Genomic DNA, 19795 nt, shown 5'->3' on the forward strand with positions numbered 1-19795 from the left:
TCACCCGGCAATTCTTGCCGGGTGTATGGTTAGCAAAGGGTTAACGGGGAGTGGGAAGGGGGGTGGGGCAGGCTGTTTCGGCGCCCTCAGGTCGTCATTCCGGGGCGGCTCGCAGAGCCGAACCCGGAATCCATCGGGCGGCGGAGTTGGTCGATGAATGGATTCCGGGCTCGCGCCGAGCGGCGCGCCCCGGAATGACAGGAAGGGCTACTTCGCCTTTTGCATCTTCGTCACCGTGTACCCCGAGGCCGCCTCCTCGGCCTCGAAGCTCACCTTGTCGCCGACCTTCACCTGCTTGAGCATGGCGGGATCCTTGACGCGATAGACCATGGTCATGGGGTCTTCCATGCCGAGGCTCTTCGCCGGACCGTGCTTGAGCGTGATCTTGCCGGCGCCCTCGTCGATTTTCTTGACCTCGCCGCTGATCGAGGCCGCCTCGGCCGCCAGAGCTCCGGCGGCAACGCTCAATGTCAGCGCCAGCGCGGCGGTGATACGGATGATGCGGTTCATGGCAGACTTTCCTCGCGTTACTTGACGGTGACGTGGCCGACCATGCCGTAGTCGCGGTGGTCGGGAATGAGGCACGAATATTCGAACGTGCCGGGCTTGCTGAATTTCCAGAGGATCTCGGCCGTCTTTTGCGGCGCGAGCCTGACGCCGTTGGGATCGTCGTGCTCCATATGCGGATGCTTCTTCATCTCCGCCGCATGCGCGAGATTCTCCTTAGGTGTGGCGAGCAGGAATTCGTGGTCCTCCTTGCCGACATTGCGCAGCACGAAGCGGATCTGCTCGCCGCGCTTGACCTCGATCCGGGCGGGTGCGTAATCCATTTCGTTGAGCAGGATCTCGATGGTGCGCGCGGGCTTCTTGGGGTCGCCGGGCTCGCCGGCCGAAAAAGTCGCGTGAGAGTGCTTGTCGTGCGCAAAGGCCGGCGCAGTCGACAGCGCAACCAGCGCGAGGCCAAGCTTGATAGTCTTCATCGTCATCTCCAGTTGATGGTTCATCGAAACGCTCACATCTTGTGCTTCATCGGTGGGCTGCCGCGCTGCTGCCGTGCCGGCTCCGCGGCCGGCGCCGCGACCTCGTAGGCGACGGTGCCCTTCGGGAATTGGTAGGGGCCCGGATCGCGATAATCGTCGCGCGCGAGATCTTCGCGGATCTTCATCACCGTGAACATGCCGCCCATCTCGATCGGGCCGAACTGGCCGGTGCCCGTCATCATCGGCAGCGTGTTGTCGGGCGCCGGCATCTCCATGTTGCCCATCGCCATGCCGGTCGAGCCCATCGCCATGCCGTCGGGCGCGAGCTTGCCGACCGCCTTGGCGAGATCCTTGCGCGACACGCCGATCAGGTTGCGCACGTCGTGCCCCATCGCGTTCATGGTGTGATGCGACTTGTGACAGTGGAATGCCCAGTCGCCGGGATTGTCGGCGAGGACGTCGAAAACCCTGACGGCACCGACCGGCACGTCGGTCGTCGTCTCCGGATATTGCGCGCTCTCCGGAATCCAGCCGCCGTCGGTGCAGGTGACCGCAAAGCTATGGCCGTGCAGATGGATCGGATGGTTGGTCATGCTGAGATTGCCGATGCGCACACGCACCTTGTCGCCGAGCCGGACCGCCAGCGGATCGATGCCGGGAAACACCCGCGCATTCCAGGTCCACATGTTGAAGTCGGTCATCTCGTTGACATGGGGCAGATAGGTGCCGGGATCGACCCGATAGGTGCTCATCACGAAGACGAAGTCGCGGTCGACCGGCCGGAAGTTTTGATCGCGCGGATGCACGACGACCATGCCCATCATGCCCATCGCCATCTGCACCATCTCGTCGGAATGCGGGTGGTACATGAAGGTGCCGCTCTTCCTCATCTCGAACTCGTAGACGAAGGTCTTGCCGGGCTGGATGTGCGGCTGGTTCAATCCGCCGACGCCGTCCATGCCGCTCGGAATGATCATGCCGTGCCAGTGCACGGTGGTGTATTCGGGCAAGCGGTTGGTGACGAAGATGCGGACCTTGTCGCCCTCGACCGCCTCGATCGTCGGTCCGGGCGACTGGCCGTTATAGCCCCACAGATTCACCTTCATGCCCTCGGCGAACTCGCGCACCACGGGCTCGGCGACGAGATGGAATTCCTTCCAGTCGCCGTTCATGCGGAACGGCAGCGACCAGCCGTTCAGCGTCACCACGGGGCGATAATCGGGTCCGCTGACGGGATGGAGCGGCGGCTGCATCACCACCTTGTCCATGTGCGGGGCTTCCGGAATCGAGGCGGCCTGCACGCGGCCTTGAACCGCAGATGCGCCGACGAGCGCGGCGGTCCCCAAAAATCCTCGGCGGGAAAACATCTCGGTCTCCATGTCAATGGCCGCCGCCATCGGCAGGTGCTGCCGCGGCGATGGTGGTTGGATTGTCGCTGCCCGCGGCCGGCGCGCCACCGCCGTTGACGGCGGTCTGCAAGTCGGCCTGGGCGAGAAAGAATCTCTGCCTGGCGTCGATCGCGCCGCGCAGCGAGGCGAGGCGCTGCCGCGCCTCGGTCAGCAGCGCGAAGATGTCGACCTGCATGCTGGAGAAGCGCAGCTGCATCTCCTCGGTGATGATCTTGCGCAAGGGGATGATTTCGCGCTGGTAGTGGCTGGCGATGTCGTAGGTGGAGCGATAGACGCGATACGCATCGCGCGCTTCCGAGCGCACGTTGACGGCGCGCTCGGTCAGGCGGTTGAAGGCGAGATTGTAGGTCTCCGTCGCCTGCCGCACCCGCACCTCGCCGCCGTCGAAGATCGGTATCTGGAACTGGACGTCGAAGCCGCGCTCGCGGAAAGGTGGCCCTTCCGGATCCTGCGTGCGGCGGGAGATGCCGGCGAGGTCGAGCAGCGTGACGAAGCGCGTCGCCTCGGTGAGGTTCAAGGCCTTGGCCAGTGCCGTCAGCTCCAGCCGCGCGATCTGCAGGTCGATGCGATGGGCGACCGCGTCGGCCTCGATCGAAGGCAAGGTCAGCGGCCGGCGCGGCAGCTGCGGCAACGCGTTCGGCAGGCGGAAGTCGAGGCCGCCGTCCCACAATCCCATCAAGCGTGCCAGCCGTTCGCGGGCGCTCGCCGCGGTCTGTCGCGCGGTGGCGAGGTCGGCCGTGGTCTCCGCATAAAACACCTGCTCGCGGGCCTGGTCGAGTTTGTTGAGGGAGCCGGTCTCGCCGAGCTTGACGGCGAGCTGTGCGGTCGATTCCGCCGTCGCCTTGGCGTCGGTCAGCAGCACCACCATCTCGTTGCCGGCGATGGCGCGCCAATAGGCGCGGCGGACGTCGGCGGCGAGCCGCAGCGTCGCCAGCGCCGCGCGCAATTGGGCCTGACGAAAACGCTCGCGGGCGATCTCGGAGCGGAACGGCAGGGTGGCGAGCGCGAGAATGTCGCCGACCACCTGGCGTTCGATCTCGCTGGCGCCATTGCCTGTGATGCGCGAGATCGAGAATACGGGATTGGGCGGCAGGCTCTGCTCGACCAGATCGGTCTCGGCCAATGCGAGCTCGTTATAGGCGGCTTGCAGTCCCTTGTTGTTGAGCAGCGCGATCTGCACCGCGCTCTCGGCGCTCAGCGTGCGGGCCAGCAATTGATGAACGCGCGCCTCGACCGCGCCGGCGCCGTCGGCCGTTCGCACGAAGGCGACGTCCTTGTCGATGGTCCGGCTGGTCAGCTCAGAGACGGCGTTCATGCCGCTGTCGGGCGAGAACGCGGCGCAGCCGGAGACGCTGAACGCGGTGAGGACGAGCAGGCCTCGCGCAAGATGGCATGTCATGGCGCGCTCCTACCGGTCCTGCTTCGGTTGCGGCGTGACGGCGCCGTTGCGCTCGCGCCATGGCGCGGGCGTGGCCGGCCGCAGGCTGGTGTAGGGCGCGATGGTCGACCGATAGCCGACCGGCGCGACCTTCGCCGCCGGATCGGCAGGATCGGCGGCCGCGACCTGCGTGGTGGCCGGCATGCAGCCGGACAGCGCCAGCGCAACCAGGGCCAACAGCGGCCAATAGAATCGAAAGTGTCGTCCGCGCACCGCGGACATCGCGGCGGACTCCGCCCCGGAAAGCGTCAGCATGATTCATCCCTGATCTGAAGGACCACAGGCCCGCGCGCGCGGAGAGCGCGCAACGGCCCGAAATCGTCGCGTCAGATCAGGCGATGGGAGGGCGGTAGTGCTGGGGCGGCGCCGCGCTGTGCAGGCTGGCCACGATCTCCGGCGCACAGGCGGTGACGGGCAGAGGCGGCATGGCGACGCTGGGCAGATCGGCCGGCAGCGCGCTCACGCACATCATCGCGCAGCAGGGGCCGGCCGTTCCCTTGCCGCCATGATGATGCGGCGCCGGCGTATCCCGTTCGGCGGTCTGGTGATGCGAGTGCGGTCCGGCGTGCTGATGCGAGGTGGCATCATGTCCGTGGCCGGCAGGCATCTGATGATGCGCCGGCACGGCGTCCGCCATCACGGCCTCATCGAGGCAGGGCGCCGGGCCGTTGCTCCAGGCGAGGCCCGCTGCTGGCGCGAGCACGCAGAACAGATAGGCGAGGGCCAGGAGGCGCCCCACCTTGATCCGTACCGATCGTCTCAATCGCAGCAACATTGCGTCGTCAGGTTCCCGCGCGGCGATGGTGCCTGCGCCGATTGCAAGCTAATCGCAAACGGGGCAGCCGCCAAGCATCTTGTTACCGCAGTGCACCGCGCATGCCCAATATCGCGCCACGATGCTTGACCATAAAGCGCCCAGCGAACATGGTCCCGCCGTGCTTGCGCCAAATCATCCAGGACAGAGACCGGCCGCCTTCACGCCTGATTCGCGTCAGGCCTGGGTGCGCCTCGTGCTTGCGCTCGTCATCGGCTCGATCGGCGCCGTCGGCATGTGGGCGGTCGTGGTCGTGATTCCGATCGTGCAGACCGAATTCGGGGCCACGCGCGGCGCCGTGTCGCTCGCCTTCACGCTGATGATGTTCGGTTTCGGGCTCGGCGGGGTGATCGCCGGCAAGATCACCGACCGGTTCGGCATCGTGCTCGCGATGGCGATCAGCATCGCCTTTCTCGGCATCGCCAATGTGCTCGCGGGCCTGTCGACCCAGCTCTGGCAGTTCGTCGCCGCCTATTTCCTGATCGGCCTCGGCACCTCGGCGACCTTCGCGCCGCTGATGGCGGAAGCCTCGCATTGGTTCGAGCGCTATCGCGGCCTTGCCGTGACCATCGTCGCCAGCGGCAATTATGTCGCGGGAACGATGTGGCCGCCGATCGTGAGCTGGGGCACCGAGACGATCGGCTGGCGCTACACCCATATCGGCATCGGCATCGTCTGCGCCAGCACGATGGCGCTTCTGGTCCTCGTCCTGCGCGCGCAGATGGGCGACGACCATGTCCGCGACCATGCCAACGCGCCGCCGCCCCGCGTCGATCTCAAGCTGTCGACCAACACGCTGACCGTGCTGCTCTCGATCGCCAGCATCTCCTGCTGCGTCGCCATGGCGATGCCGCAGGTGCACATCGTCGCCTATTGCGGCGATCTCGGCTATGGCGTGGCGCGCGGCGCCGAGATGCTGTCCTTGATGATGGGCTGCGGCATCGTCAGCCGGATCGGCTCCGGCTATCTCGCCGACAAGATCGGCGGCATCCACACGCTGCTGGTGGGATCGCTGGCGCAGGGGTTTGCGCTGGTGTTCTATCTGTTCTTCGACAGCCTCGCCTCGCTCTATCTCATCTCCGCGATGTTCGGCCTGTTCCAGGGCGGCATCGTGCCGAGCTACGCCATCATCGTGCGCGAGGCGATGCCGGCGAGCGAGGCGGCGACGCGCGTCGGCATCGTGATCTTCGCCTCGGTGTTCGGCATGTCCTTCGGCGGCTGGGTGTCGGGCGTGATCTTCGATGCCACCGGCTCCTACGCCGCGGCGTTCGCCAACGGCGTGGCCTGGAACGCGCTCAACATCGGCATCGTCGTGCTGCTCCTGATCCGCTCGCGGATTAGTTCGGCGAAGGCGGGCCCGGGTTTTGCGACCTAAATTTCGTTAGGGGGCAAGCGGGTCGAGGAAGGGCGTATCGACCGCGCTGACGTAGAAGATGACGACCTTCGTCTCTCCGCTGGTGCGGTTGTAGCCGGTCATCGGTACGCTGGGCGGTTCGACCAGGGCCTCGCCCGCCTTAACCGTAAGCGGCGGTTTGCCGGCCAGCTCCAGGGTGAACGCGCCTTCGAGCACGTACACAGTCACGGGGTAACGGTGCGTGTGATAAACGGTCTTGTCGCCCGGCTTGAATGACGCCGTCATCACCCTCACCGATTGCCTCTCGTCCTTCGGCAGCCCCTCAACCACTTGCTGCAGCACCAGATTTGGTTTGGTGACGCCATGTGTATCGTGGCTCTGGGCGACGGCTGCGGCAGTCCAGCCCAGCACTATTGCGGTGCTGAGGACGAGGTGAGGGCGCATGTTCGGGCTCCATTTCAATATCGCGAATGTGCACCAGCCTAGGAGCGGTCGCTCAGGCCCGGGAGCCGCAACATTGCGGGTGCCGGCCGCAGAAGTGCATAATCCGTCTATGTTCGACTGGAACGACCTCAAATATTTCCTGGCGGTCGCGCGCCACGGCAGCACGATCGCCGCCGGTAAGGCACTCGGCGTCAGCCAGTCGACCGTGCATCGCCGGCTCGATGAACTCGAAAGGCGGCTCGAACGCGCGCTGGTGACGCGTCAGCAGACGGGTTACCGCCTGACCGAGTTTGGCCTGGCGATGTTGCCGTATGCCGAGCGCGTCGAAGCCACCATCGGAGACTTCAGGCGCAGGGCCGGCGATGTCGAGCAGGACATGAAGGGTGTGATCCGCGTGACCTGCCCGGAGCCCATTGTTGCCCGGCTGATCCAATCAGGCCTGATCGAGGCTTTTCACGCGCAGCATCCTTCGCTCCGGGTCGAGTTCGTGATGAGCGATCGCTATCTCGACCTGTCCAAGGGCGAGGTCGACGTCGCCTTCCGATCAGGCGATACCGATGATGAACTCGTCGGGCGCAAGATCGCCGAGTCCATCTGGGCTGTCTACGGCAGCCGCGACTATCTCGAACGGCACGGCAAGCCGCAGCATACCAAGGACCTCGCGGGACATCTGCTGGTTGGCCTGGACGAATCGCTGGCCAATCACCGTGCCGTCAAATGGTTGAAGGAGGTTGCGCCGGATGCCCGGATGTCTGCACGCATCAACAGCGTGCTCGGCCTTGTCTCTGCGATCAAGTCTGGGGTCGGCATCGGGCCGCTTCCGATCGCGCTTGGAGACGCTGAGCCCGACCTCGTACGCGTGCTCGGGCCTATCCCGGAATTGACCCGGAGCTGGCGTATCCTGACGCATCCGGATCTCAGGCGCGTGCCGCGGATCGCGGCGTTCTTCGACTTCATCGTGCTCCAGCGCGAGGCGCTGAAGCCCATCCTGACAGGATGATCCCTACCGCTTCCGCTTTGCGGCGGGGCTCGTCCGCCTGGCAGCCCGCTCCTTGATCTTGGGCCGCACGCGCAGCCCATCGATGAAGACGTCAAGCAGGCGGAGCGCCGTCGCCTGCCAGCCGGCCTGGTCGTGCACGTAGCACATGCCGAAGAACGCGCGCAGCAGATCCTCCGGGCTGATGTCGGCGCGCATTCCGCCGGCCGCGACCGCGCGATCCAGCAGCGAGCCGATCGCCTTGGTCAGCCGGTCGAACGAGAAGGCATGAAGCTCCGATCCGCTCTGCACCGCGAGCGCCAAGGCGGCCATCATTCCCTTCTTGGTCGCAACAAATTCGACACCTGAGTGCAGCCAGCGCCGCAGCGCCGCCACGGGATCTTTCGCGTTCTTCAGTTGCTCGGCCAACTCGCTGAGCTGCTCGACCTCACGGCGATACACCGCCTCGAACAATGCCTCGCGCGTCGGAAAATGCCGATAGAGCGTGCCGATCCCCACGCCGGCACGTTTGGCCACGGCCTCGAGGCTGGCCTCGGGGCCGCCCGCATTGAACACGGCCTTGGCCGCTTCGAGCACGCGCTCGCGGTTGCGCACGGCATCGGCGCGGGGCTTCCGAATCTGGTCGGTGTGGTCGTCCATGGCGCGCAATGTAGATCACGAATTGGTTAGATTGAACCCTCGCCGGACCTGCGCAGGGCTGCATCGCGTTGGTGGCGCAGTGGCTTTTGACCAATTCCAAATATTTTCGGCCGGCCCTTGTTAAACGGAGGGTGCCTCCGTATCTTCGCTTGGCTGTTGGCCGGCTTCCGCCTGGCCGACGCATATCGACGGCGGCCACGGCGGTGGCGCGCTACGCGATGACTCATGTCCAAATCTGATCGGAGCCTTGTATGAACCACTCCATCAGCCTCACCGTGAACGGTGCGCGGCGCGACTTCGTCCTCGACGATCCGCGCGTCACGCTGCTCGATCTCCTGCGTGAGCGCCTCCATCTCACCGGAACCAAGAAGGGATGCGATCGCGGCCAGTGCGGCGCCTGCACCATTCTGGTCGACGGCAAGCGCATCAATTCCTGTCTCGCGCTCGCCATCAGCCATGACGGCGCCGACATCCTCACCATCGAGGGCGTTGCGCGCGGCGACCAGCTGCACCCGGTGCAGGCCGCCTTCATCGCCCATGACGGCTTTCAATGCGGCTTCTGCACGCCCGGCCAGATCATGAGCGCGATCGGCATGATGCAGGAAGCGCAGGCCGGCAACGATCCCGAGCGCATCCGCGAATGCATGAGCGGCAATCTCTGCCGCTGCGGCGCCTATGCCGGCATCGTCGATGCCGTGCTCGATGCGCAAGGACAGATGGACCAATCCAACCAGAGGCGCTCGGCATGAAACCGTTCGAGTACATCAGGCCCGCCACGGTCGCCGAGGCCGTCGCCGCCGCAGCCCAGCCCGGCGCCGCCTATCTCGCCGCCGGCACCAATCTGCTCGATCTGATGAAAGGCGGCGTCAGCCGTCCGGATCGCCTGGTCGACGTCACCCATCTCGACGGGCTCGACGCCATCGAGACTCTCGCCGACGGTTCGTTGCGCATCGGGGCGCTGGTGAGCAATGCCGATCTCGCGCATGATCCGGCCTTTGCAAAGTCCTATCCGGCCGTCGCCGAGGCGCTGCTCTCCGGCGCTTCCGCGCAATTGCGCAATGCCGCAACGGTCGGCGGCAACCTGTTGCAACGAACGCGCTGCGCGTATTTCTACGACACCGCCAGCCGTTGCAACAAGCGCGAGGCCGGCAGCGGATGCGATGCCAGCGAGGGCGAGAACCGCACCCACGCCGTGCTCGGCTGGAGCGAGAATTGCATCGCCACGCATCCGTCCGACTTCTGCGTGCCGCTGGTCGCGCTCGACGCCATGGTCGAGATCGAGGGCAGGGGCGGCCATCGCGAGATCGCGCTCGACGAGCTGCATCGTCTGCCCGGCGACACGCCCGCGCGCGAGTCCGTGCTCGAGCCCGGCGACCTCATCGTCGCGGTGCGCCTGCCGCCGGCGGCGCACGCGTTTGCGGCGCACGCACGCTACCTCAAGGTCCGCGAGCGCACCTCCTATGCCTTTGCAGTCGTCTCGGCCGCCGCCGCATTGCGGATCGAGAACGGCAAGATCGCGGAAGCCCGGCTCGCGCTCGGCGGCGTTGCCGCAAAGCCCTGGCGGGCCCGCGCCGCGGAGGACGTGCTGAGGGGCGTCGCGCCCGCGGCAGATGTCTTCCAGGAGGCCGCCCGGCGTGCGCTGACCGACGCAAAGCCGTCCGGCGACAATGCCTTCAAGATCGAGCTCGCGCGCCGCATCGTCGTGCGCGCGCTGACCCTCGCCGCCGCCGGTACGCCCGCGCGCATGCCGGCGCTGCCGGCGTCTCCCTTTGCCTCGACGACCGGAGCCATCCATGCCTGAGCTCAATCTCACCAGCGCACCCGCCCATATCAGGCACGGTTCGAACATCGGCCAACCGCTGACCCGCCGTGACGGCGTCCTCAAGGTCACGGGGCAGGCGACCTATGCCGCCGACAATCATCCGCCCGGCATGCTCTATGCGGTGACGGCCGTCGCCGGCATTTCGCATGGCCGTGTGATCTCGCTCGATGTCGCCGCGGCCAAGCGCCATCCCGGCGTGGTCGATGTCATGACGCCGGAGCACAAGCCGCAGCTCGCGATCGATCCGGAGATCAAGACCAATCCGTTCGTGTTCCGGATGGAGGCGTTGCAGAGCAACGAAGTCCGCTACGCCAACCAGCCCATCGCGGTCGTGATCGCGGAAACGCTGGAGGCGGCGACGGAAGGCGCGGCGCTGCTGGCGCCGCGCTACGAAACCCTGCCTCCGCTGGTGGGGCTCGACGCCGGCGAGAGTTTCGTGCCGCCGGTCGTCGGCGTCGGCAATCCCACCGAAATTCACCGCGGCGATGTCGAGGCTGGCCTTGCCTCGGCCGAGAAGCGGATCGACGCGACATACGAGACGCCGCCGCAATATCACAACGCGATGGAGCCGCATGGGATCGTCGCAAGCTGGGATGGCGACAGCCTATCGGTGGACATGCCGACCCAGGGTCTGAAGCTGTCGCTCGCGCGCATTGCCGAACTGTTCGGCATCGCGCACGACAAGATCCATATCCGCAGTCCCTTCCTCGGCGGCGGGTTCGGCTCGAAGGGGCTGATGGGCGGTCCGCCGGTGCTCGGCATCATGGCGGCGAAGCTGGTCGGCAGGCCGGTCAAGCTGGTGCTGCGCCGTGAGCAGATGTACGGCCCGGTCGGCCATCGCGCGCCGACGCGTCAGCGCCTGCGCCTCGGCGTCGACGGCGAGGGACGTCTGACCGCGCTCGATCACCATGCGCGGACCGTGTCGAGCACATTCGACGATTTCTACGAGCCCGCGGCCGATGCCTCGCACACGCTCTATGCGGCACCCGCGATCCGCACCTCGCATGACGCCGTACGTGTCCACACGGGAACACCGCTGTTCATGCGGGCGCCCGGCGAGGCGACAGGCTCGATTGCGCTGGAGAGCGCGATCGACGAGATGGCCTGGGCCTGCGGCATGGATCCGCTGGCGTTCCGCCTGAAGAACTACGCCGAGGTCGAGCCGATCAGCGGCAAGCCGTTTTCTTCAAAGGCGCTTCTGGCCTGTTATGAGCAGGGCGCAGCGCGCTTCGGCTGGGCCAAGCGTTCGCTGCAGCCGCGGCAGATGCGCGACGATGCCGGCCTTCTGGTCGGCTGGGGCATGGGCACGGCGACCTTCCCGGCGCTGATGTTCCAGGCGGAAGCGCGCGCGGCGATCCGGCGCGACGGCTCGGGCGTGATGGAGATCGGCGCGCACGACATGGGGCAGGGCGCCTGGACCGCGCTGGCCCAGATCGCGGCTGATGCCGTCGGCCTCGATATCGCGCGGGTCGAGTTCAAGGCGGGGACGTCCGATCTGCCCGATGCCGGCATCGCCGGCGGCTCCGCGCATACGGCCACGGCCGGTGCTGCGATCCACAGCGCCGGCGCGGCCGTGATCGCCAAGCTCGCCGATCTCGCCACCGGTGACGAGCGCTCGCCGCTGTTCGGCGCCGGCAATGCCGGCGTGATCGCGCGCGACGGAAGGCTGGTCCGGCGCGACGACGAGAGCCGCGGCGAGAGCTACGCCGAAATCCTGGCGCGCGCCGGCGTCGCTGAGGTCGAGGCCCGCGGCACCGGAGCGCCGAATCCTGCCGCGATGGAGGAATATGCCATGCATGCCCATGGCGCGGTGTTCGCGGAGGTGAAGGTCGATCCCGAGCTCGGCCAGGTCCGTGTCAGCCGCATGGTGGGGGCGTTTGCCGCCGGGCGGATCGTCAATCCGCGCATGGTGCAGAGCCAGCTGTTCGGCGGCATGATCTGGGGCCTGTCGTTTGCGCTGCACGAGGAGGCGATTACCGATCGCCGTACCGGCCGCATCATGAATGCCAATCTCGGCGAGTACCACGTTCCCGTGAATGCCGACGTGCCGCCGCTCGACGTGATCACGGTCGAGGAGCACGACCCGCACGTCAACGCGCTCGGCATCAAGGGCGTCGGCGAGATCGGCATCACCGGCAGTGCCGGCGCGGTCGCCAACGCGGTCTGGCATGCGACCGGCGTCCGTGTCCGCAAGTTCCCGATCCGGATCGAGGAGCTGCTGACGCCGCGCTGAGGCGGGCAGGCGAGGCGAGGTCTCCTCGCGCCGCCGGGTGTCAGTTCAGCATCTTGCGGAGGGTCTTGATCTGCTCTCGTAGCGCCGCGACGTATTTCTCGAGGGCCGCGCGCAGCTCTCGCGAGTGGAGCTGGTCGGCGTCGCTCAGCACGTCGTGGAGTGCGGCTTCGGCATTGGCGAGGGTGATCTTCATGAGCGAGCTCCGTTACGAAGCGGCCCCGGAGAGCCCAGGAGTCCGGGGCCATAACCTCAGCACCTTTGCGCCAGGCTGCTCGGCTACGTTTCCGAATATAGAGCGGTTGAGCCCGCGGAAATTGAGATGGCTCAATCTGCTTCAGAAAAGGCAGGGCCCCGTATCCTCCCGGATGCGGCTGTTTGCCCTTCAGAACGTCGGCGGCGTGCAGGCCGAGATCACCTCGCACGGCTTGCCGCCGACGCAGCGGAACCGGTGCGGCCGGCGGCTCTCGAAATAATAGGCATCGCCCGGGTTGAGAATGCGGCGCTCGTCCTCGACGGTGACTTCGAGCTTGCCCGAGATCACGATGCCGCCTTCCTCGCCCTCATGGACGAGGTGGACGCGGCCGGTGTCGCTGCCGGGCTCGTAACGTTCCTTGAGGATCTGCAGATTGCGGCCGAACAGATTGTCGCCGATCTGACGGTAGGAGATCGGCTTCTTGCCGACCTCGGTGAGCTCTTCGGCCCGGTAGAAGATCTTGCGCCTGGACTCCGGCTCCAGTGCGAAGAATTCGGCGAGCCCCATCGGGATGCCGTCGAGGATGCGCTTGAGGGCGCCGACCGAGGGGTTCATCTGGTTGGATTCGATCAGCGAGATCGTCGAATTGGTGACCCCGGCGCGCTTGGCCAGCTCGCGCTGCGACAGCTTGTGGCGCGCCCGGATGAATCGCAGCCGTCCACCGATGTCGACGCTCATGGCCCGGATCCCGTGTTGCAGGTGTTGCGGATCGCGCAAATATGGACCGGCAGCCCCAGACAAATCAATGGGTTGTGGCGCAACAGAAAAGGACTTGTTGCGCATCTCAAGGCGTGCCTCTGCTAGCACGTCAGCACAGGAGCGCGGCCGTGACCCTTCATCAGATTCCGAACACTATCAAGACCGACTCGTTCTGGATGCCGTTCACGGCCAACCGGCAATTCAAGAAGGCGCCGCGCCTGTTCTCCTCGGCCGAGGGCATGCACTACACCACCGTCGACGGCCGCAAGGTGATCGACGGCTCCGCCGGCCTCTGGTGCGTCAATGCCGGCCACGGCCGCAAGCAGATCGCCGCCGCGGTCGAACGCCAGCTCATGACGCTGGACTTCGCGCCGTCGTTCCAGATGGGCCATCCGCTGGCGTTCGACTTCGCCGAGCGGCTCGCCGAGATCGCGCCGAAGGGCCTCGACCGCGTCTTCTTCACCAATTCCGGCTCCGAGTCGGTCGACACCGCGCTGAAGATCGCGCTCGCCTATCACCGCGCCACCGGCCAGGCCAGCCGCACCCGCCTGATCGGCCGCGAGCGCGGCTATCACGGCGTCGGCTTCGGCGGCACCTCGGTCGGCGGCATGGTCGCCAACCGCCGCGCCTTTACCACCCTGCTGCCGGGCGTCGACCACATCCGCCATACCCATGACCTCGGCCGCAACGCCTTCGCCAAGGATCAGCCGGAGCATGGCGCCGAGCTCGCCGACGATCTCGAGCGTCTGGTCGCCCTGCACGGCGCCGAGACCATCGCCGCCGTCATCGTCGAGCCGGTGCCGGGTTCGACCGCGGTGCTGCCGCCGCCGAAGGGCTATCTGCAGCGCCTGCGCGAGATCTGCGACAAGCATGGCATCCTCCTGATCTTCGACGAGGTCATCACCGGCTTCGGCCGTCTCGGCACGCCGTTCGCCGCCAATTTCTTCGGCGTCACGCCGGACCTGATGACGACCGCCAAGGGCATCACCAACGGCACGATTCCCTGCGGCGCAGTGTTTGCGAGCCGCAAGGTGCATGACGGACTGATGGTCGGCCCCGAGAACCAGATGGAGCTGTTCCACGGCTACACCTATTCGGCGCATCCGACCGCCTGCGCCGCGGGCATCGCGACGCTCGACATCTACAAGGACGAGGGGCTGCTGACGCGTGGTGCCTCGATCGCCGAATATTGGCGCGATGCGCTGCATTCGCTCAAGGGTCTGCCGAACGTCGTCGACATCCGCAATTGCGGCCTGATGGGTGCGGTCGAGCTGGCGCCGCGCGACGGTGTCGTCGGCGCGCGCGGCTACGACGTCATGGTCGACTGCTTCAACACCGGCCTTTACCTGCGCATGAGCGGCGACAGCTTCGCGATGTCGCCTCCGCTCATCGTCGAGAAGAGCCATATCGACCAGATGGTCTCGATCCTCGGCGACGCCATCAAGAAGGTGGCCTGATAATTGCTCTCGCCGTTGCGAGTTGTGTCCTTGCAGCGGCGAGCGTGATACCGCGGGAGTTTGACCAAGCGTGAAAGTTCTGATCCTCGGCAGCGGTGTCATCGGTGTCACCTCTGCATACTACCTCGCACGTGCCGGCCACGAGGTGACGGTCGTCGACCGTCAACCCGAGCCGGCGCTGGAGACCTCCTTTGCCAATGCCGGCGAGGTCTCGCCCGGCTATTCCTCGCCATGGGCCGGCCCCGGCGTGCCGGTGAAGGCGGTCAAGTGGCTGTTGATGAAGCACGGCCCGCTGGTGATCCGGCCGAAGCTCGATCCCGTGATGTGGGTCTGGCTGCTCAAGATGCTGCGCAACTGCACCAGCGCGCGCTACGCGATCAACAAGAGCCGGATGATTCCGATCGCGGAGTACAGCCGCGATTCCTTGCGCGACCTGCGCCGCGACATCGGCATTCAATATGACGAGCGCTCGCAAGGCACGCTGCAGCTGTTCCGCTACCAGGCCCAGCTCGACGGCACCGCCGAGGACATCGCCGTGCTCAAGCAATATGGCGTGCCCTTCGAGGTGCTGAGCCGCGAGGGCTGCATCGCGGTCGAGCCGGCGCTATCAGGCGTCAAGGAGAAGTTCGTCGGCGGGCTGCGCCTGCCGCAGGACGAAACCGGCGATTGCCACATGTTCACGCAGGCGCTGGCCAAGCATGCCGAAGCGCTCGGCGTGCGCTTCATGTTCAACACCTCGATCGACCGTATCGTCACCGAGGGCGCCCGCGTCAGCGGCGTTTCGACCAGCGCCGGCCTGCTGCAGGCCGACGCCTACGTGCTCGCGCTCGGCAGCTGGTCGTCGCGGCTCGCAGCCCCACTCGGCATCTCGCTGCCGGTCTATCCGGTGAAAGGCTATTCGATCACGGTGCCGATCAAGGACGCCTCCGGCGCGCCGGAATCGACCGTGATGGACGAAAGCTACAAGGTCGCGATCACGCGGCTCGGCAATCGCATCCGCGTCGGCGGCACCGCGGAAATCTCCGGCTATTCGGACAAGCTCTATGACGCGCGCCGTGCCACGCTCGATCATTCGCTGACCGACCTGTTCCCGCGCGGCGGCGATCTCGCTAAAGCGACATTCTGGAGCGGCCTGCGCCCGATGACGCCGGACGGCCCGCCCGTGATCGGTCCGACCCAATACGCCAATCTCCATTTCAACACCGGCCACGGTACGCTCGGCTGGACCATGTCCTGCGGCTCGGGACGCGTGCTCGCCGACATGCTGTCGGGCAAGAAGCCGGACATTGACGTGAGTGCGCTGACGGTGGACCGGTATAATCACCGCTTCGGGTAAGACTCTCTCCCCGCGTCATTGCGAGGAGCTCTTGCGACGAAGCAATCCAGACTGTCTCCGAGGATGCATCTCTGGATTGCTTCGCTGCGCTCGCAATGACGGTGTGGAGGTGACGTGCGTCCAAATCTATCACCGTCACCCTGAGGTGGCCGCTTCTTCAGCGGCCCTCGAAGGGCGACGGCCCGGCTGCATCGCGGCCGTGCATCCTTCGAGGCTTTCCGCGGGACGCGTTGCGTCCCGCGCCTCAGGATGACGGGTCGAGCCCGCGTTTCGCGGGATCAAGGTCGCTTCCGACGCGCAGAGATGATGCGGGCGATGTGGCCATCATCGCCGTACATCTTGTCCCAAAGATTGACGCCGGACGCCCACGATCTGATCCAGTCCTCGAAACTGGGAGAGTCCTCGAAGAATGCGTCGGTCCAGTCGTCTCCATCGTGCTCGTTCGGATCGAAAATCTGCATCCTTGAAGCCGGATCCAGACAATCGATGCAAGAATAGATGGCGCATCCCCAATGGCAGATCGGTAGCAGGCCATGGGGCCATCTTAGCTCCGGCGCGCTTCGATAGACCTCGTAAAGCGCAACAGCGGTCTTGTCGGTATCGTCGGGAACTCCGTTCGTCAAACCGATGAGTCCATATCCAGGTCCGAATCCTCCATTCCCGATCTCTGCGTAAATCCGCTTCAAAAGCGCCGGCAGCCGGAAGCGGAGGTGCTCCTCGTCATCGGCGATATCGCCTGCATTAGTGGGAATCAGCCCCGTGCGCGGAGTTCGACCCAGATCTGTAACATCAGTCTTCAGCCGTCGTCGGATCGCAGCAATGATGAGGTCATCCATCGACGAGGGACCTTAGCCTTGTGGAATGCCCTCGTAGTATGCGTGAAGAGGGGAACGGCGGCAAACTACGCCGTCCCCGTCACGCAATTCACCCACAGCACCACGGCCTTCGCATCGTTCGCCGGATTCGAAAACCGATGCGGCCGGCGGCTGGCAAAGCGAAAGCTGTCGCCGGTCTTCAGCGACCAGGTCTCGCTGTCCACCGTCAGCAGCATCTCGCCTTCGAGCACGAGGCCGGCTTCCTCGCCGTCATGGGTGTAGAGCTCGTCGCCGGTGGAGCCGCCGGGCTCCAGATGCACCAGGAACAGGTTGAGCCTGTTGTCGCTGCTCGCCGGGCTCAGCAGCTGCTTGGACACGCCGGTGCGCCAGAGCTTCAGCTCCGGGCGCTGCAGCCCGCGCGTCACCACCTGGTCGGAGACGCCGTCGGCGTTCGGGCTGGCGCCGAACAAGGCCGCGATGCCGACGCCGAGCACGTCGGCGAGCGTCGCCAGCACGCGCAGCGACGGCGATGACAGCCCGCGCTCGATCTGGCTGAGAAAGCCGATCGAAAGCTCGGTGCGCGCCGCGACCGTCTCCAGCGAGAATTGCCTGACGCGCCTGAGATCCCGGATGCGGCGGCCGACCGCGACGTCCATCGCGGGCTCGGCCGGTTTGGTCACGGCTTTTGATTTCACCCGCTTCACCGGCTTTGCGGCGGCCGGTCTGCGCATTCTTTTGCCACCGCTCACGTCAAACCGCTTCCTTCATGTGCATGAAAACCGCTTGCATCATCCGCGAAAGTGTGACCAAATTTTCATATTGGTGAAAATAGGCCGAAACGGCGTGGCCCGCAACGTCTGATCAAGACAACGTCTGATCACGACATGCGCGAGCGTCGCAACCGGCCGGGCCCAAAGGGGGATGCGATGAAGCGTTTTGGTCTGGCCGCGGTCGCGGCGCTCGCAATTGCAACCGTAGTGCCGGCCTCGGCGCAGCAGGTGCTGAAGGTCGGCTCGACCCCGACCGGCATTCCCTTCACTTTCCTCGACACCAAGACCAACACCATTCAGGGCATCATGGTCGATCTCATCACCGAGGTCGGCAAGGATGCCGGCTTCAACGTGCAGATCGAGCCGATGCAGTTCTCGGCCCTGATCCCGTCGCTGACCTCGAGCAAGATCGACATCATTGCCGCCGCGATGTTCATCACGCCGCCGCGCAAGGAGGTCGTCGACTTCTCCGACCCGATCTACAGCTATGGCGAGGGCCTCGTGGTGCCGAAGACCGACACCAAGGCCTATGCTACGCAGGACGACCTCAAGGGCGAGACCGTCGGCGCGCAGGTCGGCACCGCCTTCGTCGACGCGCTGAAGAAATCCGGCCTGTTCGCCGAGGTGAAGGCCTACGACACCATTCCCGACATCCTGCGCGACGTGAACACCGGACGCCTCAAGGCCGGCTACGCCGATTATCCGATCCTCGCCTACAATCTGAAGCAGGGCGGCTTCCCCGAGGTGCGCCTCGTCGACGGCTACAAGCCGGTCACGGTCGGCTCGGTCGGCATCGGCGTGCGCAAGGGCGAAGCCGCGCTGCTCGGCAAGATCAACGCCTCGCTGGCGAAGCTGAAGGCCAACGGCACCATCGCGAAGATCCTGGATAAATGGGGCCTGAAGGCACAGGGCTGATCGTTAGCGACGGATCGATGAAGGCTGCGCGATGAAAGGCTTCTGGCACGACGCCGCCGAGTTCTTCCCGATCCTGATGAACGGCGTCGCGCTGACGATCGTCGTCACCATCGGCTCGCTGCTGCTCTCGACGGTGCTTGGCCTGATCTGGGCGATGATGCGGGTCTCCGGCATCAAGGCGCTGTCGATGCTCAGCGCCAGCCTGATCAACGTGATCCGGGGCATCCCGATCATCGTCCTGTTATTCTATCTCTACTTCGTGATGCCCGATCTCGGCGTCACATTGTCGGCCTTGCAGGCCGCGATCCTCGGGCTCGGCATTGCCTATTCGGCCTACCAGGCTGAAAACTTCCGGGCCGGCATCGAGGCGATCGACAAGGGCCAGATCGAGGCGGCGCAGTCGATCGGCATGGGCTGGTGGCTCACCATGCGCCGCGTGGTGCTGCCGCAGGCCGTGCGCATCGTGCTGCCGCCCTACGGCAACGTCATGATCATGATGCTGAAGGACTCGTCGCAAGCCTCGACCATCACGGTCGCCGAGCTCGCGCTGCAGGGCAAGCTGATCGCGTCCTCGACCTTCAAGAACACCAGCGTGTTCACGCTGGTGGCGCTGATGTATCTCACCATGAGCATTCCGCTGATCCTGCTGGTCCGTCACTTCGAGAAGCGGGCCGGCAAGCGATGATCGAGCTGAGCGACGTCCACAAGAGCTTCGGCAAGGTCGAGGTGCTCAAGGGCATCACGGCTTCGGTCGCGAAGGGCGAGGTGGTCTGCATCGTCGGTCCCTCCGGCTCCGGCAAGTCCACCATCCTGCGCTGCATCAACGGGCTGGAAAGCTACGACCGCGGTGACATCAGCGTCGAGGGCCTGAAGGTCGACCGCGACGCGCCGTCGATCGTGAACATCCGCACCCAGGTCTCGATGGTGTTCCAGCGCTTCAACCTGTTCCCGCATCGCACGGCGCTGGAGAACGTGATCGAAGGGCCGCTCTTTGTGAAGAAGGAGCCGCGGGCGCAGGCGCTGGAGCGTGGCCGCGCGCTGCTCGCCCAGGTCGGCCTCGCCGAGAAGGCCGATGCGCATCCGCCGCAGCTCTCCGGCGGCCAGCAGCAGCGCGTCGCGATCGCGCGGGCGCTGGCGATGCAGCCGAAGGCCATCCTGTTCGACGAGCCGACCTCGGCGCTCGACCCCGAGCTGGTCGGCGACGTGCTCGGCGTGATGCGCAAGCTCGCCGACGACGGCATGACCATGGTCGTCGTCACCCACGAGATGGGCTTTGCCCGCGACGTCGCCGACCGCGTGCTGTTCATCGACGGCGGTGTCATCGTCGAGCAAGGGGCAGCCAAGACCGTCCTCAATCAACCCCAGCATCCGCGGACGCAGGATTTCCTGCGCCGCGTGCTGCATCCGCTCTGACCGGTCT

The 19795-nt window shown here is 65.8% G+C and carries 22 protein-coding genes; 10 read left to right on the forward strand and 12 right to left on the reverse strand.

The window, feature by feature from the left end:
* Nucleotides 1-207: 207 nt before the first annotated feature.
* The 6 genes from E4K64_RS19960 to E4K64_RS19985 form a co-directional block, all read right to left on the reverse strand.
* A complete protein-coding gene (locus E4K64_RS19960) occupies nucleotides 208-510 on the reverse strand; it encodes a copper-binding protein (protein WP_135165050.1) in 303 nt (100 codons plus the stop codon).
* A gap of 17 nt (nucleotides 511-527) precedes the next feature.
* Nucleotides 528-980: a cupredoxin domain-containing protein gene (locus E4K64_RS19965; RefSeq protein WP_167772144.1), complete on the reverse strand. Its 453-nt coding sequence runs from the start codon at nucleotides 978-980 to the stop codon at nucleotides 528-530.
* A 32-nt stretch (nucleotides 981-1012) separates the two neighbouring features.
* Nucleotides 1013-2347 (reverse strand): copper oxidase, encoded by a 1335-nt coding sequence (locus E4K64_RS19970; protein WP_135165052.1) that lies wholly within the window; start codon nucleotides 2345-2347, stop codon nucleotides 1013-1015.
* Nucleotides 2348-2360: 13 nt separating this feature from the next.
* Nucleotides 2361-3788: a TolC family protein gene (locus E4K64_RS19975; protein WP_135165053.1), complete on the reverse strand. Its 1428-nt coding sequence runs from the start codon at nucleotides 3786-3788 to the stop codon at nucleotides 2361-2363.
* 9 nt (nucleotides 3789-3797) lie between these two features.
* Nucleotides 3798-4082, reverse strand: coding sequence for a hypothetical protein (locus tag E4K64_RS19980; protein ID WP_135165054.1), 285 nt, complete (start codon nucleotides 4080-4082; stop codon nucleotides 3798-3800).
* A gap of 76 nt (nucleotides 4083-4158) precedes the next feature.
* Nucleotides 4159-4566 (reverse strand): hypothetical protein, encoded by a 408-nt coding sequence (locus tag E4K64_RS19985; protein WP_235884717.1) that lies wholly within the window; start codon nucleotides 4564-4566, stop codon nucleotides 4159-4161.
* 157 nt (nucleotides 4567-4723) lie between these two features.
* On the opposite strand from E4K64_RS19985, the gene E4K64_RS19990 reads away from it, so the two are divergent.
* Entirely contained in the window at nucleotides 4724-6016 is a 1293-nt protein-coding gene (locus E4K64_RS19990; protein WP_135165056.1) for an MFS transporter, read from the forward strand.
* A gap of 6 nt (nucleotides 6017-6022) precedes the next feature.
* Here the strand turns inward: E4K64_RS19990 and E4K64_RS19995 are convergent, their stop codons facing one another.
* A complete protein-coding gene (locus tag E4K64_RS19995; protein ID WP_135165057.1) occupies nucleotides 6023-6439 on the reverse strand; it encodes a cupin domain-containing protein in 417 nt (138 codons plus the stop codon).
* A 94-nt stretch (nucleotides 6440-6533) separates the two neighbouring features.
* On the opposite strand from E4K64_RS19995, the gene E4K64_RS20000 reads away from it, so the two are divergent.
* A complete protein-coding gene (locus tag E4K64_RS20000; protein WP_167772145.1) occupies nucleotides 6534-7439 on the forward strand; it encodes a LysR family transcriptional regulator in 906 nt (301 codons plus the stop codon).
* Between the two features lie 3 nt (nucleotides 7440-7442).
* Here the strand turns inward: E4K64_RS20000 and E4K64_RS20005 are convergent, their stop codons facing one another.
* A complete protein-coding gene (locus E4K64_RS20005; protein ID WP_135165059.1) occupies nucleotides 7443-8075 on the reverse strand; it encodes a TetR/AcrR family transcriptional regulator in 633 nt (210 codons plus the stop codon).
* Between the two features lie 251 nt (nucleotides 8076-8326).
* On the opposite strand from E4K64_RS20005, the gene E4K64_RS20010 reads away from it, so the two are divergent.
* Genes E4K64_RS20010 through E4K64_RS20020 form a run of 3 tightly spaced genes read left to right on the forward strand, consistent with a single transcriptional unit; the run spans nucleotide 8327 to nucleotide 12130 of the window.
* Nucleotides 8327-8824 (forward strand): (2Fe-2S)-binding protein, encoded by a 498-nt coding sequence (locus tag E4K64_RS20010; protein ID WP_126260126.1) that lies wholly within the window; start codon nucleotides 8327-8329, stop codon nucleotides 8822-8824.
* A complete protein-coding gene (locus E4K64_RS20015; RefSeq protein WP_135165060.1) occupies nucleotides 8821-9876 on the forward strand; it encodes an FAD binding domain-containing protein in 1056 nt (351 codons plus the stop codon). Before E4K64_RS20010 ends, E4K64_RS20015 begins: the two co-directional genes overlap by 4 nt.
* Nucleotides 9869-12130 (forward strand): xanthine dehydrogenase family protein molybdopterin-binding subunit, encoded by a 2262-nt coding sequence (locus E4K64_RS20020; RefSeq protein WP_135165061.1) that lies wholly within the window; start codon nucleotides 9869-9871, stop codon nucleotides 12128-12130. Before E4K64_RS20015 ends, E4K64_RS20020 begins: the two co-directional genes overlap by 8 nt.
* Before the next feature lie 40 nt (nucleotides 12131-12170).
* On the opposite strand, the gene E4K64_RS40430 is transcribed toward E4K64_RS20020, so the two are convergent.
* Nucleotides 12171-12323 carry a hypothetical protein gene (locus tag E4K64_RS40430; protein WP_167772146.1) on the reverse strand — a complete coding sequence of 51 codons (153 nt, stop codon included), beginning with the start codon at nucleotides 12321-12323 and terminating at the stop codon, nucleotides 12171-12173.
* A gap of 189 nt (nucleotides 12324-12512) precedes the next feature.
* Entirely contained in the window at nucleotides 12513-13061 is a 549-nt protein-coding gene (locus E4K64_RS20025) for a cupin domain-containing protein (protein ID WP_028134606.1), read from the reverse strand.
* A gap of 149 nt (nucleotides 13062-13210) precedes the next feature.
* Here E4K64_RS20025 and aptA point away from each other — a divergent pair, with 149 nt between their 5' ends.
* The gene (aptA, locus tag E4K64_RS20030; RefSeq protein ID WP_164718887.1) at nucleotides 13211-14539 is read left to right on the forward strand and encodes an omega-aminotransferase AptA; all 1329 of its coding nucleotides are present in this window, start codon (nucleotides 13211-13213) and stop codon (nucleotides 14537-14539) included.
* A 70-nt stretch (nucleotides 14540-14609) separates the two neighbouring features.
* Nucleotides 14610-15875, forward strand: a complete 1266-nt coding sequence (locus E4K64_RS20035) for a D-amino acid dehydrogenase (protein WP_135165062.1) — start codon at nucleotides 14610-14612, stop codon at nucleotides 15873-15875.
* Between the two features lie 278 nt (nucleotides 15876-16153).
* On the opposite strand, the gene E4K64_RS20045 is transcribed toward E4K64_RS20035, so the two are convergent.
* Both E4K64_RS20045 and E4K64_RS20050 read right to left on the reverse strand, forming a co-directional pair.
* Nucleotides 16154-16711, reverse strand: a complete 558-nt coding sequence (locus tag E4K64_RS20045; RefSeq protein WP_135165063.1) for an SMI1/KNR4 family protein — start codon at nucleotides 16709-16711, stop codon at nucleotides 16154-16156.
* Nucleotides 16712-16776: 65 nt separating this feature from the next.
* The gene (locus E4K64_RS20050; protein ID WP_167772147.1) at nucleotides 16777-17421 is read right to left on the reverse strand and encodes a helix-turn-helix domain-containing protein; all 645 of its coding nucleotides are present in this window, start codon (nucleotides 17419-17421) and stop codon (nucleotides 16777-16779) included.
* A 195-nt stretch (nucleotides 17422-17616) separates the two neighbouring features.
* Between E4K64_RS20050 and E4K64_RS20055 the strand changes: the two genes are divergently transcribed.
* The 3 genes from E4K64_RS20055 to E4K64_RS20065 are packed head-to-tail and all read left to right on the forward strand — an operon-like array spanning nucleotide 17617 to nucleotide 19788.
* Nucleotides 17617-18375: an ABC transporter substrate-binding protein gene (locus E4K64_RS20055; protein WP_135165065.1), complete on the forward strand. Its 759-nt coding sequence runs from the start codon at nucleotides 17617-17619 to the stop codon at nucleotides 18373-18375.
* A 31-nt stretch (nucleotides 18376-18406) separates the two neighbouring features.
* Nucleotides 18407-19060 (forward strand): amino acid ABC transporter permease, encoded by a 654-nt coding sequence (locus E4K64_RS20060; RefSeq protein WP_135165066.1) that lies wholly within the window; start codon nucleotides 18407-18409, stop codon nucleotides 19058-19060.
* On the forward strand, nucleotides 19057-19788 hold the full coding sequence (locus E4K64_RS20065; protein WP_135165067.1) for an amino acid ABC transporter ATP-binding protein: 732 nt from the start codon (nucleotides 19057-19059) through the stop codon (nucleotides 19786-19788). Before E4K64_RS20060 ends, E4K64_RS20065 begins: the two co-directional genes overlap by 4 nt.
* Nucleotides 19789-19795: the final 7 nt, after the last annotated feature.

The sequence above is a fragment of the Bradyrhizobium frederickii genome, assembly GCF_004570865.1.
Lineage (GTDB): Bacteria > Pseudomonadota > Alphaproteobacteria > Rhizobiales > Xanthobacteraceae > Bradyrhizobium > Bradyrhizobium frederickii.

Coding starts and splice junctions, on each gene's coding strand:
- E4K64_RS20065 (WP_135165067.1), top strand. CDS start 19,057: ATGATCGAGCTGAGCGACGTCCACAAGAGCTTCGGCAAGGTCGAGGTG.
- E4K64_RS19970 (WP_135165052.1), bottom strand. CDS start 2,347: ATGTTTTCCCGCCGAGGATTTTTGGGGACCGCCGCGCTCGTCGGCGCA.
- E4K64_RS19995 (WP_135165057.1), bottom strand. CDS start 6,439: ATGCGCCCTCACCTCGTCCTCAGCACCGCAATAGTGCTGGGCTGGACT.
- E4K64_RS19990 (WP_135165056.1), top strand. CDS start 4,724: ATGCTTGACCATAAAGCGCCCAGCGAACATGGTCCCGCCGTGCTTGCG.
- E4K64_RS20060 (WP_135165066.1), top strand. CDS start 18,407: ATGAAAGGCTTCTGGCACGACGCCGCCGAGTTCTTCCCGATCCTGATG.
- E4K64_RS19980 (WP_135165054.1), bottom strand. CDS start 4,082: ATGCTGACGCTTTCCGGGGCGGAGTCCGCCGCGATGTCCGCGGTGCGC.
- E4K64_RS20045 (WP_135165063.1), bottom strand. CDS start 16,711: ATGGATGACCTCATCATTGCTGCGATCCGACGACGGCTGAAGACTGAT.
- E4K64_RS20005 (WP_135165059.1), bottom strand. CDS start 8,075: ATGGACGACCACACCGACCAGATTCGGAAGCCCCGCGCCGATGCCGTG.
- E4K64_RS40430 (WP_167772146.1), bottom strand. CDS start 12,323: ATGAAGATCACCCTCGCCAATGCCGAAGCCGCACTCCACGACGTGCTG.
- E4K64_RS19975 (WP_135165053.1), bottom strand. CDS start 3,788: ATGACATGCCATCTTGCGCGAGGCCTGCTCGTCCTCACCGCGTTCAGC.
- E4K64_RS19965 (WP_167772144.1), bottom strand. CDS start 980: ATGAAGACTATCAAGCTTGGCCTCGCGCTGGTTGCGCTGTCGACTGCG.
- E4K64_RS20015 (WP_135165060.1), top strand. CDS start 8,821: ATGAAACCGTTCGAGTACATCAGGCCCGCCACGGTCGCCGAGGCCGTC.
- E4K64_RS20020 (WP_135165061.1), top strand. CDS start 9,869: ATGCCTGAGCTCAATCTCACCAGCGCACCCGCCCATATCAGGCACGGT.
- E4K64_RS20025 (WP_028134606.1), bottom strand. CDS start 13,061: ATGAGCGTCGACATCGGTGGACGGCTGCGATTCATCCGGGCGCGCCAC.
- E4K64_RS20055 (WP_135165065.1), top strand. CDS start 17,617: ATGAAGCGTTTTGGTCTGGCCGCGGTCGCGGCGCTCGCAATTGCAACC.
- E4K64_RS19960 (WP_135165050.1), bottom strand. CDS start 510: ATGAACCGCATCATCCGTATCACCGCCGCGCTGGCGCTGACATTGAGC.
- E4K64_RS20050 (WP_167772147.1), bottom strand. CDS start 17,421: ATGCGCAGACCGGCCGCCGCAAAGCCGGTGAAGCGGGTGAAATCAAAA.
- E4K64_RS20010 (WP_126260126.1), top strand. CDS start 8,327: ATGAACCACTCCATCAGCCTCACCGTGAACGGTGCGCGGCGCGACTTC.